Origin of the sequence: Bacillus sp. FSL K6-2841 (assembly GCF_037976435.1) — a bacterium.
In the GTDB taxonomy this organism is placed as follows: Bacteria; Bacillota; Bacilli; order Bacillales; family Bacillaceae; genus Bacillus; species Bacillus pumilus.
On the sequence record NZ_CP150266.1, the window covers coordinates 3,561,244 to 3,574,693 of the forward strand.

The 13,450-nt window shown below is 41.7% G+C and carries 11 protein-coding genes and 1 riboswitch; of the genes, 6 read left to right on the top strand and 5 right to left on the bottom strand.

Translation table 11 applies throughout. The features are described from left to right. Positions 1–22: 22 nt before the first annotated feature. The gene (locus MHH68_RS18240; RefSeq protein WP_003214712.1) at positions 23–1,369 is read right to left on the bottom strand and encodes an amino acid permease; all 1,347 of its coding nucleotides are present in this window, start codon (positions 1,367–1,369) and stop codon (positions 23–25) included. Between the two features lie 162 nt (positions 1,370–1,531). After that, a riboswitch (glycine riboswitch) is annotated at positions 1,532–1,611 on the bottom strand. A gap of 264 nt (positions 1,612–1,875) precedes the next feature. Between MHH68_RS18240 and MHH68_RS18245 the strand changes: the two genes are divergently transcribed. The 3 genes from MHH68_RS18245 to MHH68_RS18255 all read left to right on the top strand — a co-directional run bounded on the left by MHH68_RS18245 (position 1,876) and on the right by MHH68_RS18255 (position 5,434). Continuing rightward, entirely contained in the window at positions 1,876–2,895 is a 1,020-nt protein-coding gene (locus tag MHH68_RS18245; RefSeq protein ID WP_306011485.1) for a LacI family DNA-binding transcriptional regulator, read from the top strand. 437 nt (positions 2,896–3,332) lie between these two features. Then, the gene (locus MHH68_RS18250) at positions 3,333–4,514 is read left to right on the top strand and encodes an MFS transporter (protein ID WP_144461435.1); all 1,182 of its coding nucleotides are present in this window, start codon (positions 3,333–3,335) and stop codon (positions 4,512–4,514) included. Positions 4,515–4,531: 17 nt separating this feature from the next. Next, positions 4,532–5,434, top strand: coding sequence for a shikimate dehydrogenase (locus MHH68_RS18255; RefSeq protein ID WP_058013249.1), 903 nt, complete (start codon positions 4,532–4,534; stop codon positions 5,432–5,434). Between the two features lie 42 nt (positions 5,435–5,476). Here MHH68_RS18255 and MHH68_RS18260 read toward each other — a convergent pair whose 3' ends face one another. After that, positions 5,477–6,670: an MFS transporter gene (locus MHH68_RS18260; RefSeq protein WP_339164568.1), complete on the bottom strand. Its 1,194-nt coding sequence runs from the start codon at positions 6,668–6,670 to the stop codon at positions 5,477–5,479. 613 nt (positions 6,671–7,283) lie between these two features. Between MHH68_RS18260 and MHH68_RS18265 the strand changes: the two genes are divergently transcribed. After that, the gene (locus MHH68_RS18265; protein ID WP_254107637.1) at positions 7,284–7,445 is read left to right on the top strand and encodes a hypothetical protein; all 162 of its coding nucleotides are present in this window, start codon (positions 7,284–7,286) and stop codon (positions 7,443–7,445) included. A gap of 53 nt (positions 7,446–7,498) precedes the next feature. Here MHH68_RS18265 and bglA read toward each other — a convergent pair whose 3' ends face one another. Together bglA and MHH68_RS18275 are read right to left on the bottom strand one after the other, a co-directional pair. Next, the gene (gene bglA, locus MHH68_RS18270; RefSeq protein WP_216888370.1) at positions 7,499–8,938 is read right to left on the bottom strand and encodes a 6-phospho-beta-glucosidase BglA; all 1,440 of its coding nucleotides are present in this window, start codon (positions 8,936–8,938) and stop codon (positions 7,499–7,501) included. A gap of 9 nt (positions 8,939–8,947) precedes the next feature. Then, positions 8,948–10,846, bottom strand: coding sequence for a beta-glucoside-specific PTS transporter subunit IIABC (locus tag MHH68_RS18275; protein ID WP_339164572.1), 1,899 nt, complete (start codon positions 10,844–10,846; stop codon positions 8,948–8,950). Positions 10,847–11,000: 154 nt separating this feature from the next. Here MHH68_RS18275 and MHH68_RS18280 point away from each other — a divergent pair, with 154 nt between their 5' ends. After that, positions 11,001–11,711: a GntR family transcriptional regulator gene (locus MHH68_RS18280; protein WP_310425077.1), complete on the top strand. Its 711-nt coding sequence runs from the start codon at positions 11,001–11,003 to the stop codon at positions 11,709–11,711. Between the two features lie 46 nt (positions 11,712–11,757). On the opposite strand, the gene MHH68_RS18285 is transcribed toward MHH68_RS18280, so the two are convergent. Beyond that, positions 11,758–12,348 carry an Imm64 family immunity protein gene (locus MHH68_RS18285; RefSeq protein ID WP_339164575.1) on the bottom strand — a complete coding sequence of 197 codons (591 nt, stop codon included), beginning with the start codon at positions 12,346–12,348 and terminating at the stop codon, positions 11,758–11,760. 173 nt (positions 12,349–12,521) lie between these two features. On the opposite strand from MHH68_RS18285, the gene MHH68_RS18290 reads away from it, so the two are divergent. Continuing rightward, positions 12,522–13,418 carry a PhzF family phenazine biosynthesis protein gene (locus MHH68_RS18290; RefSeq protein WP_339164577.1) on the top strand — a complete coding sequence of 299 codons (897 nt, stop codon included), beginning with the start codon at positions 12,522–12,524 and terminating at the stop codon, positions 13,416–13,418. The last annotated feature ends 32 nt before the right edge of the window (positions 13,419–13,450 follow it).

Here is a 13,450-nt window from a genome sequence, read left to right on the forward strand (position 1 = left end):
AGGCTGTGCTTTTTTCTGTCCATTATGACGCACGGCGTTTCTTTCGTGCATAAATCAATAATAAGAAACCAAACCAAACCGGTGTTAACAAGAGCGCCGGACGTGTTGCATCCGCAAACAGCATGATCACAAGAATGGCAGCAAAAAGGACAAGAACACAAATGTTTACAAAAGGTGTGAACGGTGCTTTAAAGGTAGATGCTGCATGCAGTTCAGGCTTTGTTTTTTTATATTTCAAATGGCAAATTAGAATTATACTCCATACCCAAATGAAACAAATGGCGCTGATGGTTGTGACAATACCAAAGGCTTGTTCTGGAATCAGCTTGCTTAAAAGAGCACCGACCGAAACTACAATCGTTGAAACGAATAGTGCATTACTTGGAACAGCGTGCTTGTTCAGGCGGCCAAAGGAAGATGGGCCCTGTTTTTGATGACTGAGATTATACAAAATTCGGCTCGTTGAGAACATACCGCTATTACAAGCCGAAGCCGCAGACGTCAAGACAACAAAATTAATGAGTCCCGCTGCTACTGGAATTCCAATCAGCCCAAAGGTTTTCACAAAAGGACTTTCTGATGCACTGAGCTCAGTCCATGGATTGATACACAGTAAGACAAAAATGGCGCCCACATAGAAAAAGAGAATTCTTAATGGAATTTTATTAATCGCAGATGGGATGTTTTTTTGCGGATTGGCTGTTTCTGCTGCGGACACACCGACCAGTTCCACTCCCACATACGCAAAGATGACCATTTGGAATGACAGTAAGAAGCCTGTGACACCATGCGGGAATAGTCCGCCGTGTGACCAAAGATTCGTTACCGTCACCGGCCCTGCATCTGTTTGGAAACCAATGATTAAAAGGACAATTCCAACGCCGATCAGCAATAGAATCGTAATCACTTTAATGAGTGCAAACCAAAATTCCATTTCTCCGAAAAGCTTCACCGTTAATAAATTAAACCCTAGTAAAATCAACAAACAAATAATAGCAGGAATCCATTGCGGGATATCAAACCAATACTGCACATACACTCCGACCGCAATAACATCCGCCATCGCGGTCATAATCCAGCAAAACCAATACGTCCACCCTGTCACAAAGGAAGCCCACGGACCAAGGTAATCCTCTGCAATATCGGTTAATGACTGATAGCCTGTCTTCGATAAGAGTAGTTCACCAAGTGCCCTCATGACAAAAAAGATCGCCATTCCGACAATTAAATAAGCAAAAATGATCGATGGCCCTGCCAACTGAATGGCCTTTCCAGAGCCTAAAAATAGCCCAGTTCCAATGGTTCCGCCAATTGCAATCAACTGAACATGGCGGTTTGATAAATCTCGTTTTAATTCTTGTTGTTCCAATGCTAACGCCCTCCTACGACACGATCTTATACTGAAATAATGAACTCTCAAAAAGTCCATAAAAAAAGAGATTGGATGCGCTCCAATCTCACGGTCATAAAAGAATAGCAAAATAGAGAAAAGCAATACATGGCTTCATCCATGCATTACAAATACAATATTTCGTACTCTTCTGTCCTTTTGCCTGAGATTGTGAACCCTTCGGCGCCGCACATACATGCGGTCTCTCCAGAAGCTGCTCCTGCTATAGTGTGACCCACAGCAATCATAGCCTTCGTTATTTACTTAAAATGTTGCTATTTCTGAATAATTTCATATTTTACGCCTCTAAAAGAAAGCTGTCAATGGAAATCTTTTATGAGTGACGGTGGCAGCCATATAACTTCACTTCATCAATCCCCCTTGATTCATGTATAATAAATCAAAAGATGTTCGGCTCGTTTGATGGAGAAATCCCTCTTGATCAAGAACAAAGTTAGGTAATCCATGGAAGTTGGTGAAAACAAATGAAAAAAATGAACAAACAGCGTGTCACATTACAGGAAGTCGCCAAGCATGCCGGTGTTTCGACTTCAACGGCATCACTTGTTGTTCGAAATAATCCTAGAATCTCTGAAGCCACTCGAAAAAAAGTACTGCAATCCATGGAGGACTTAGGATACGTATACGACCGCGTTGCTGCCAACATGCGGTCAAAAAGCTCAAATATCGTTGGCGTGATTGTCACGGATATTTCTAACACCTTTATTTCTGAGTTTTTAATTGGCGTGCAAACCACACTTGAGTCACTGGGCTATACTGTTCTACTTGGTACGACCTTTGACAGTGTCGATAAACAGGAGCGGCTCATTTCCACAATGGTAGAGCACCGAGTGGGCGGGATTATTTTAAACCCAGCTTCAAAAAGCTCTGCACGAACGGTTAAACAATTAAATCAAATTCGCACCCCAAAAGTACTGGCAAATCGTGAATTATCAGATGTGCAATGTGACTATGTCGGTGTTGATTATGAACAAGGTGCTTGGATGGCGGTTCATCATCTTCTTCAAAAGGGGCATCGGCGTATCGCCTTCTTAGGCGGCATCAAGACCTCATCGACTTGGATTGAGCGGATGAAAGGTTTCAAAAAAGCACATGACGAAGAAAATCTGACGATTGATGATTCTCTTATTATTGACATAGAACCTACTCGTGAAGGCGGGAAAGAAGCACTTGGCCAAGTGCTTGATCAGCCTGAGCCTCCTACTGCTATTTTTTGTTTTAGCGATCTAGTCGCATTTGGGGTCATTCAAGAACTGTCAGCACAGGACATTAAGCCTGGTGAAGATATCGATGTGGTTGGATTCGATAATGTTCCTGAAGCAGAGATGTACCATCCGCCGCTCACCACTGTTTCCTCCTTCCCCCGATCCATCGGGGTAAAAGCAGCGAACCTTTTATATCATAAAATGAACGAACAGGATGAAGAGCTGCAGAGATTGATCTTAAAGCCTCAACTTCATATTAGAGAAACCGCTCCCTCATGATGAAAAAGAGAATTGCATGCAGCAATTCTCTTTTTTTGTTGATCAAGTCAATGATTTCTTTGTTTCATTTTCCTTTTTTTAAATCACAAAGTCATAAACTTGACACATTTAAAACACAGGAGTATATTTATCTCGTTGCTTCTTTTAGTATATCGTTATACCTATTTCATCTTATCGTTATTTCTATTAAAAAACAGGTGAAATTGATTTTTTATGATTCTGATCAAATCATGAACTGTCATTTTCTAATCAAGACTGGTATTATTTTTTACATTTTAGTAGAACGATGTACTTAAATGAAGAACAGATGAATATTCATTATTTTACTCATCAATCACACAAGGGGTGTTGTGATGGACTTATGTACATGTAAGGAAATATCAAAGGGTATACAAAGAATTTAACCTTAAAGGGGTTTCAAATATAGGAGTGGGAACATGAAAAATCCTTATATTAAATCATCACTTGGAATGTATTTAAACTACTTCATGCTTGGCATGATCAATATTATTGTAGCTTCTAACATGGACAGCTTATCTGAACGTTACCATGTAGATATTCCGAAAATCAGCTTGCTTGTATCGGCGATCGGAATTGGTAAACTCATTGCTCTCTTTTTCTCAGGCCGGTTAGCCGACAGTTGGGGACGTAAGCCTGTCATTATTACAGGAAATTTTCTTTACTTATTATTCTTAATCGGTATTCCAACGACAACGAGTTATACACTGGCATTCATCCTTGCGATTTCAGCAGGTATTGCAAATTCACTGCTTGATTCAGGAACCTATCCTGCTTTGACAGAGTCATTTCCGAAGAAAGCAAGTTCGGCTTCTGTTTTAGTGAAGGCGTCTGTATCCATTGGTGCGACTGTTCTTCCATTTATCTTGGCGTTCCTAGTGGCACATGACATCTTTTGGGGCTGGGCTTTCTTTGGACTAGGACTTCTTTATTTACTTGTTGGGATTTACTTAATCTTTATGCCCTTCCCGAACCATAAGCAAGTTTCTTCACAAGACGCTCTTCCAGTACAGGAGCAGCTGAAAGAAGAACCAAAAATGCTTGGCGAAGGCTTAGCTGTTGTACTCATGGGATTCACGTCAACTGCATTATTTGTCGTATGGCAGACATGGCTTCCGCAGCTCGGGTTAAAATTAATCGGACTTGGCACAGAACAAGCCACACAGCTTCTATCTTATTTTAGTATCGGTGCACTGGTATCTGTTCTCTTGCTATCGATCGTCTTAGATAAATTCATTTCACCGATTATGGTAGCGATCATTTATCCAATTGGGGCGTTCCTTGCAATGCTTTCACTTTTCCAAATCGAAGCATACAGCATTGTCATTATCAGCACTTTTTTCTTAGGGCTATTTACAGCGGGAATCTTCCAGCTGGCGATGAGTATTATGATGAAACTATTCCCGACAAACAAAGCAACGGCTTCATCCTACGTCAACATTGCGGCAAGCTCCGCGTTTATTCTCGTGCCGCTCATTACAAGTGGATTGGTCAGCACGTACGATATTAAAATGACGTTATTTTTCGATATGATCATTGCGGTTATGAGCGTATTGCTAGCGGTCTTTGTTCTTGGACGCATGAAAAAATTATTTAGATAATTAAGGAGATGTCAATCATGACAAACATACATGAACGAAATATTGATGGGAAAACAAAATTAGTCGGTCTTCTTGCTACACCAATCGGGCACAGCCTTTCACCACGGATGCATAACCTTGGCTATACACTAACAGGGATCAACTATGCTTATCTCGCATTTGAAGTAGGGAACGATGAACTAGAAGCAGCCGTATACGGTATGAAAGCAATGGGTGCAGCTGGATTTAACGTCTCTATGCCGAACAAAATGAAAGTACTAGATTACTTAGACGAACTAGACGATTCTGCAAGATACACACGTGCAAGCAATACCGTTGTCAACAAGGATGGTAAGCTCATCGGTTACAACACAGACGGTCTTGGGTATGTGAGAAACTTGATTGAACATGGCGTTGAATTAGCCGGTAAAAAGGTCACTCTCGTTGGCTCTGGCGGTGCGGCGACTCCGATTGCGATTCAGCTTGCACAATCTGGCATTCGTGAAATTAGTATTTTCGCTCGTAATGATCAATACTTTGTTCAAGCAGAAGAAAATGTAAATTATATCAACAACGAAATGAAATCTTTCGGTGTCAAAGCAAACATTTTCCCACTTGAAGACAAAGACGCGTTCCGCCGTGAAGTAGCAGAAAGCGCGATTCTAGCAAATGGGACAAGCCTTGGCATGAAACCACTAGATCAACTCAGCATTATCGATGATACACTTGATGTACTTCGTGAAGATTTGATCGTGACTGATGTCGTATACAACCCGCAAAAAACAAAGCTTCTTGCGCAAGCACAGGAAGCTGGCGCCAAAACCATTAACGGTCTTGGAATGATGCTATGGCAAGGTGCACTTGCTTACAAACTCTTTACTGGTGAAGATATGCCAGTTGATCAAGTAAAACAAATTCTTTTTGAAAATGACCGATTCTAATACAAAAAAAAGACGACTTCCCTGAACGGAGGTCGTCTTTTTTTAATCATGTACCATGATTTGGCGGTATCGATACAGGATATACAATGCGCCGATAATGGCCGCAACAGCCACCACTGCATCGAACATAAAGATTTGTAAAATGGACGAGTGACTCTGAATTAAACCTGTTACAACCGGGATGACGATAGCCGACACGCCGCCCGCAGTGGAGATAATCCCTGTCATCGTCCCTTTGTTTTTCCAGAAGAATTCAGCCATCACAGTTAACGTCAGCTGAAAGACTCCTGCTGTTGAAAATCCCAATACAAACGCATTGACGGTTCCGATGACTGGGGATTTCACGACCAAGAGCACACAAATGGAAACAAGCGTAATGATTGGATAGATCAGCAGCACAGTGACTGGACGGACAAAACGGCGCAACAGAAATGCGAGCATCACGACAGACAGCAGCCCGCCCATGCTATAGTAACTGAGCAGTTTCACAGCACTGCCCGATGCCATCCCCAATATAGCCTCACCGTACGTAGGAAGCCAAATTTGCGGCAAAGCATATAACCCATTTGACGTAAAGCTGATCACAATGAGTGCGATCCCTTCTCTCCAAAATGTAGGCTCTGTCGAGAAGCGCGGAAGTCCGTCATGGTCCGTTACCTGGACTTGTTCTACCTTGCGATGATTCGGAAATGGCAAGGTCCACAGCATCAAAACATTCACAAGATAGATCAGAGCAGGAACAAAAAATGCCATTCCATAAAACAAATCATGCTCTGCCAAAAAGAAAATCGCGAGTGGCAAAATGGTTGCCCCAATTGATATAAAGGCCTTCACCATCACATTCGCAGATCCCGAGTTTTGCGGGAAAGCCTCCATTAATGCAGGATACGTCCCAGCATCCATCGCTGAATTCGCGACTCCTGCCAAAATCGCAAACGCAAACGCAATTTGATAATTCGGAGACAATGGAATTCCGATCAGGAACACCGCCATGAGCACACCCGAAACCAAAATGACCGGCTTCCGCCCAAAACGATCTGACAGCACGCCCGATAAACCATACGTAAGTACCCTGCCAATGCCAAGCGCCGAAATCATATAACTAATTCCTGCACTATTGGTATCTAACTGTTTGATTAAAAATGGCATATTGGAAGCCAAAATTATATTGACCATACCTAATAAAAAGTAATTAATATACAGACTAGAAGCCGTTCTCACATACGGATTCCTCATCCTGACACACCCCTCAACACCATCGCAATGAAGTGACCGCTTATAAGATCTCATGTGTGAGGAAGAACAGCTTTACAGCCTTCACGTTCATACATCTCATCATGTCATGCAGCTCGCAGCTTACATGCCCTTCATGTATCAAGCATTTCTTCAATTTTTCACTGCTCTTATTTTATATGAATGTGAAAAGTAATGATAGTGAATTGCTTAAATTTGAGGGAATTGAGACGCTCTCGGTAGTGGTTTCCATGTATTTGAATTTTATCTTCTCTTGATTGAAGGAAAGTAAAAACCTTTTGACAAAACAATTGATTTTCTTCGATATCTAAAAATACGTTTCCTGGTAGTGTCATATAGCTTAATTCGTTCATTAAGTGCTTTCTTCTGCTTCTTCTTTTTAAGGTGTCCATTTTTGCTTTAGAGTTATTCATGTTAGCGACCTTAATCTTCCCTTTCCATCTCGTACTTATCATTACGATACATACTTCATTAGAAAATTCATTACATCAAATCATGTAATAAAACCTATTCATATCTTTATCTCTTTTCAACCTCTGCAGCGATATGAGACAATGCTAACTAAAAACAAACCACTCTCAAAAGGAGTATCCATATGTATAAAAAAATTATTCCTGTTGTTATGGTAATATTCGTCCTTTGGATTCTTCTTCAAATATCCTTGAACATGAATATCCTTCACAATCCAATGAACTATTTTGTCGCTATTACTCTCTTTTTTCTTTGTATTCAGTCTCTATTAAAACATAAACGATGAAAAACCCGAACAAGCATATACCACGCTCATCCGGGCTTCTATTATTTTCTTTATTACACTTCTTCACCATTCGTGGCAATGACGTTTTGGTACCAAGTAAACGAATCTTTTTTGAGTCTCTTCATTGAACCGTTGCCTTCGTTGTCGCGGTCAACATAGATCATGCCGTAGCGTTTTTTCATTTCGCCTGTTGTGAATGACACGATGTCAATGATACCCCAAGGTGTGTAGCCAATCAGGTCAACACCGTCGTATTCGATGGCCTTTTTCAGTGCTTCGATATGAGAAGCGAGATATTGAATTCGTTCTGGATCATGAATGGAGCCGTCTTCCTCCACTTGATCAATGGCACCAAACCCATTTTCAACGATGAAGAGCGGGATTTGATAACGATCGTAAAAACGATTCAACGTATATCTTAAGCCTGTTGGGTCAATGGACCAGCCCCAGTCGCTTGATTTGATATAAGGATTATCTACACCATGCGGAAGGGCTCCGTTGACAATGTCTCCGTCGTTATCAGACACCGCATCACTTTTAACCGTTGTCGACATGTAGTAGCTAAAGCCAAGATAATCTACTTTCCCTTTTCTTAAGCTTTCTTCATCACCTTCTTCAAACGGAATATGATAGCCTTCGCGTTCGAATTCTTTCAGTGCATAGCTTGGATAGTAGCCCCGAACTTGTACATCTGGAAAGAAATAGCGTTGTCTCATATATTCTTCAGCAAGCATGACATCCTCTGGATTTGAGGAATATGGATAGATTGGCACATGAGAAACCATTGCACCAATTTGAAAAGCAGGATTGATTTCTTTTCCTTTGGCTACTGCCCATGCACTTGCAAGTAATTCATGGTGTCCTGCTTGATACATGACTTCTTTGGCATTTTCGCCTTCTTTGACTGATACCCCTGAGTTTGTCCAAAGGAACAGTGGGTTGTTGACATCCATTTTGTTATTGATTTCATTAAATGTCATCCAGTATGTGACCTTGTCCTTGTATCGATTGAAGCACACTTCTGCGAATTTTGCGAAGTATTCAGCAACTTTTCGGCTTCTGAATCCGCCGTATTCTCTTGCCAAGTGAAGCGGCATCTCAAAGTGAGACAGCGTAATCACAGGCTCGATGCCATGCTTGAGAAGTTCATCGAATACATCATCATAGAATTGTAAACCTGCTTCATTCGGTTCCGCTTCATCCCCCTTAGGGAAAATCCGGCTCCAGCCGATCGATGTACGCAGGCATTTTAACCCCATTTCAGCAAACATCGCGATATCTTCCTTGTAACGATGATAGAAATCGATTGCTTCATGGTTCGGATAAAATTTGCTGTCTTCTATCGTCTCCGTCATTTGTCTCGGTACTCCGTGAGCACCAGCTGTCATTACATCCACAACACTTGGACCTTTTCCTGCTTCATTCCATCCACCTTCAAATTGATGTGCAGCTAATGCGCCGCCCCATAGAAAATCTTTTGGTAATGTCATTATCTATTCCTCCTATTTCACAATTGTGATCATGACGTCCGTTGGCTGACATGTCGATTGTTTTTCCACGATCACATCTTCGTACGCTTGTGTATTGGTGATGATGATCGGTGTGACTGTTTTTAATCCTTTGCTTTCAATGGCTTCTTGATCAAATGTCATCAACAAATCACCCTTCTTTACCTTGTCACCTTCTTTGATCTTGAGTGTAAACGCTGAGCCATCTAGAGAAACCGTATCAATTCCTACGTGAACAAGTAACTCCACACCAAATTCTGAACGAAGTCCAATGGCATGCTTTGTTGGTGCAAGCATGACGACGCTGCCGTCAAACGGTGCATACAGCTTATTGTCTGTCGGTTCAATGGCAAACCCTTTGCCCATCGCCCCAGAGCTAAATACAGCATCTGGTACTTCAGATAATGCGAGCACTTTTCCAGTAAGTGGTGCAGTGATTGTTTCTTCATTGTTCATCGAAGCATTTTTATTTTCTTCATTTTGATCTTTGATAGCTGTTGCGCCGGCGGTCTGTTCTACTGTATCTTCCCCATAACCAAACATTTGAATGAGTACAACTGGTAAAATCAGCGCAATTGCCACACCAATTAAAATACCAATGATCGATGTTGGATAATCTGCACTAATTCCGTTCACAATTGTCAGCGGACCAGGCAAACCTGCATACGCAAAGTAATAAGGTGTGAAGAAGCTGGCAACGATGGCACCGGCTGCTCCAGAAATACATCCGAAAATAAACGGCTTTTTAAAGCGTAAGGTAACACCATAAATCGCTGGCTCGGTGATTCCGAAGAGTCCCGTGATTCCAGCTGACACTCCGACTTTCCTAGTTTCACGGTTTCTTGCTTTTAAAATAACCCCTAACACTGCGCCGACCTGAGCGATAACAGCGATGGTTTGATATGCCTGGAAGGAGTCCCGTCCGTATTGTTCAAAGTTGGCGAGCACCATTGGCGTGATGCCCCAGTGAACGCCGAAAATGACAAGCACTTGCCAGAATCCACCGATAATGGCGCCTGCTAAAGCCGGTACATTTTCTGCTAAAATGTTGTATCCGTTTGCAATCCCATTTGCACCTGCTGTTGAAAGAGGACCAATTAATAGAATGGTTAACGGAACCATGACGACCATACAGAGAAATGGCACAAATAACGGTTTGACAACCTCGTGAATCCGTTTGTTTAAAAATCTCTCTACATATGAAAGAATCCACACTAAGAACAGCGGAGGCAAAACGGATGACGTATAAACAGTTTCAGATAATGCAATCCCTAAAAAGGTAACGCCTTCACCTGAAGCTACACGTCCAGCAATTTCTGTCCATGCCGGACTAACAAGCGCTGCTGTACACGCCACGGCGATATACATATTCGTTTTAAAATGCTTGGCTGCTGTGATGGCAATAAAGATTGGCAAGAACGTAAACGGCGCCCAGGAAATAAAACTAAAGACTTCATACGTTCCCGTTTTCGAAAAGCTTGGAAATAACAAATTAATGAGGATAAGTGCACCTTGCAAAATACCAGCTGCGGCCAAAATATACACAAAAGGCGCAAACACAGCGGACATGGTCGCGATGACACGGTTCAGTATCGTTCCTTTGTTTTCATTAGGCTGGTCATCATCTGACGTTTGAAGCTGAACAAGGCTTGAAAAATGCTCGTATACCTCACCAACATGCTGGCCGATGACGACCTGAAATTGACCACCGTTTTCCACCACGGTAATAACGCCAGGCATCGCATTGACTGCTTCCTTAGCCTTAGGATTTGAACGTTTTAGTACCAAACGCAGCCGCGTGGCGCATCTTGCGGCACTCACCACATTTTCTTCTCCGCCAACTGCCTCTAAGATGTCTTCTGCGAGCTTTTGATAATCCCTCACTTTTGACATATAAACCCCCCCTTTATCACCAATAGTATATATACATTATAATTATACCGGTACAATTTATCAATGCCTATATAATTTCATTTAGCATATCAAAGAAAAATCGGTATGTGCTATAATCAAAGACAATAAATCGTGAAAACAAAGAGGAATGGCTATGTTAAAGTATCAACAAATTGCGAGCGATATTGAAAAATATATTGTCACCCATGAGCTGCAGCAAGGGGACAAGCTTCCTGTACTCGAAACCCTCATGAGCCAATTTGCTGTGAGCAAAAGCACCATTATTAAATCATTAGACTTACTCGAAAGAAAAGGAATTATCTATCAAGTGAGGGGTAGCGGCATCTTTGTTCGAAGACACAGGCGCAAGGGCTACATTAGCCTTTTATCCAACCAAGGGTTTAAAAAAGATTTAGAGGAATTTCAATTGACTTCAGAGGTTTTAATGCTAGACACCCTCAAACCGCCTGAAGAAGCAGCGCTTAATTTGAATATTGAACAAGATGAAGATGTTTTTTACCTCAAACGCATCCGTTACATCAATGGACAAACCTTATGTCTAGAAGAATCCTATTACCGAAAAACCATCATTCCCTATCTCAACACAGAAATTGCCGCCGATTCTGTTTTTAAATTTATCAGTGAAGGCCTTGGGCTCAAAGTCGGCTTTTCCGATATGTACTTGCAAGTAGGCAAACTGAATGAAACCGAAGCAAAACACCTCGGCCTTAAACAAGACGATCCCGCTCTCCGTGTCGAAACCGTCTTTCATCTCACAAACGGCCAGCCTTTCGATTTCTCGAAAATCACATATAACTACATGCAATCCCAATTTTTTATTCAAGCGAATAATTATTATGGGTGATGGTTGGAAAAAGCCTCCTGAGACATTCAGGAGGCTTTTTTACGATTTACCTTACAACCTTTAAACTTTCCCTCCTTCTTTTTTGAGAAGAAAGACCGTCAATCGCCACATCACCATAATAAATGTCTATGTGATCTCCTTTGCCAATTAGAGCAACTGGAAAAGCATGCTGTTCTTGCAGACACTTTTCAAACTCATCTGGATGAATCTCGACTTCAATTTCATGTCCAATGAACGCATATTCAAACATAATCGTATGATAAAGATTCACAAGACAGCGTATGATCTCCTGCTGAAGATGAATGAAATCATGAGAAACAACCTCTGTCCACTTTAAACAGATAACAAACCCTACATAACCTGTTTCTTTTTGTATGTTGATGGTCATATCATTTAGCTTCGACCCCGACAATTCAAACTCTGTATAATAACCTGAAAAGTTATCATCTTTGATGATGTTCTCTTTTATACTTTGTTCAATCCCTATTTCGCCATCAGAATCCTTACTATACTTTACTTTGGTAATAGACATTTCTTTTTCAGCTAGATAATCAGCCAATTGGCGAAAAGCATTTGGTAAATGAATGGTCTCATAAAAAACGATGCCAATATTGATGTATCCACCTATAGCTATCATGCATCCCTCTCTTTATTTTTTCTTTCATTATACTTTACTCAAACCTGTATTCTGAGAAAACTCCTTCACTTACATGAACACTTCCGATTTAAAGTATCAAAAAGATTCATTTTACGAATGCATTAATCAAACTTATGATAAACGTAACAAGAATGTATAGGGGGATTCATTATATGAGAGATGTTAGGGTGTACCATGTCGATGCGTTTACAACTGAGAAATTTGGAGGAAATGCTGCTGGGGTCGTGTTGGATGGTGATCTTTTAATGGAGGATGAGATGCAGAGCATTGCCAAGGAGTTGAATTTACCGGAATCCGTCTTCTTGCTGCCTGCCCATGATAAGGAAGCCGATTATCGCGTCAAATACTTTACACCTACGGAAGAGGTTAATTTCTGCGGGCATGCGACTGTTGGATTGACTTGGCTTTTGGCGACGGAGCTTGGGCTGGCAAAAGAGAAAACAGGGGTCGTGTTAGAAACGAAGATTGGCAAGGTTCCTGTTGTGTGGCACGAAGAAAATGGCAAAGTCATCGATGTGGAAATGACGCAGGTGACACCGGAAACGCGGGATTTTATAATCGATTTAGAAGAGCTTAGTGACATGCTTGGTATCAGCAGTGACCGCATTGATCCATCGTATCCTATCAAATTAGCAAACACCGGAAACTGGCATCTTCTCGTTCCGATGAAGCACCAGCAAGACATCGATCAAGCGGCACCGAACTTAGCCGCTTTAGGGAAAATGAATAAAGAACAAAATATCACGACGACTCACCTTTATTCATTTCACACCACAAAAGAGGTCGATCTTTACACGAGGGATTTTGCACCTGGGATTGGGATACCCGAAGATCCGGTGACAGGGGCAGCAAACGGAGCATTGGCTGGCTATCTTTATTTGGAAGGTATCATTTCTCAGCAAGAAACCACTCTCCTGCACATTGCCCAAGGAGATGCCATCGGCAGACCTGGCATCCTTCTTATCACGGTCATTCCGGATGAATCAAAGCCTGTGATCAAAGTGGCAGGCGCAGCGGTTATCACTATTCGCGGCGTGTTGACCTTATAAACCATCAGCTTGAATGGGTGACATCCTGTTCA

What these genes read in the sequence shown, in the direction of transcription:
- MHH68_RS18245 (WP_306011485.1), top strand. Translation starts at nt 1,876, where the DNA reads ATGAAAAAAATGAACAAACAGCGTGTCACATTACAGGAAGTCGCCAAG.
- MHH68_RS18250 (WP_144461435.1), top strand. Translation starts at nt 3,333, where the DNA reads ATGAAAAATCCTTATATTAAATCATCACTTGGAATGTATTTAAACTAC.
- MHH68_RS18255 (WP_058013249.1), top strand. Translation starts at nt 4,532, where the DNA reads ATGACAAACATACATGAACGAAATATTGATGGGAAAACAAAATTAGTC.
- MHH68_RS18260 (WP_339164568.1), bottom strand. Translation starts at nt 6,670, where the DNA reads ATGAGGAATCCGTATGTGAGAACGGCTTCTAGTCTGTATATTAATTAC.
- MHH68_RS18265 (WP_254107637.1), top strand. Translation starts at nt 7,284, where the DNA reads ATGTATAAAAAAATTATTCCTGTTGTTATGGTAATATTCGTCCTTTGG.
- MHH68_RS18275 (WP_339164572.1), bottom strand. Translation starts at nt 10,846, where the DNA reads ATGTCAAAAGTGAGGGATTATCAAAAGCTCGCAGAAGACATCTTAGAG.
- MHH68_RS18280 (WP_310425077.1), top strand. Translation starts at nt 11,001, where the DNA reads ATGTTAAAGTATCAACAAATTGCGAGCGATATTGAAAAATATATTGTC.
- MHH68_RS18285 (WP_339164575.1), bottom strand. Translation starts at nt 12,348, where the DNA reads ATGATAGCTATAGGTGGATACATCAATATTGGCATCGTTTTTTATGAG.
- MHH68_RS18290 (WP_339164577.1), top strand. Translation starts at nt 12,522, where the DNA reads ATGAGAGATGTTAGGGTGTACCATGTCGATGCGTTTACAACTGAGAAA.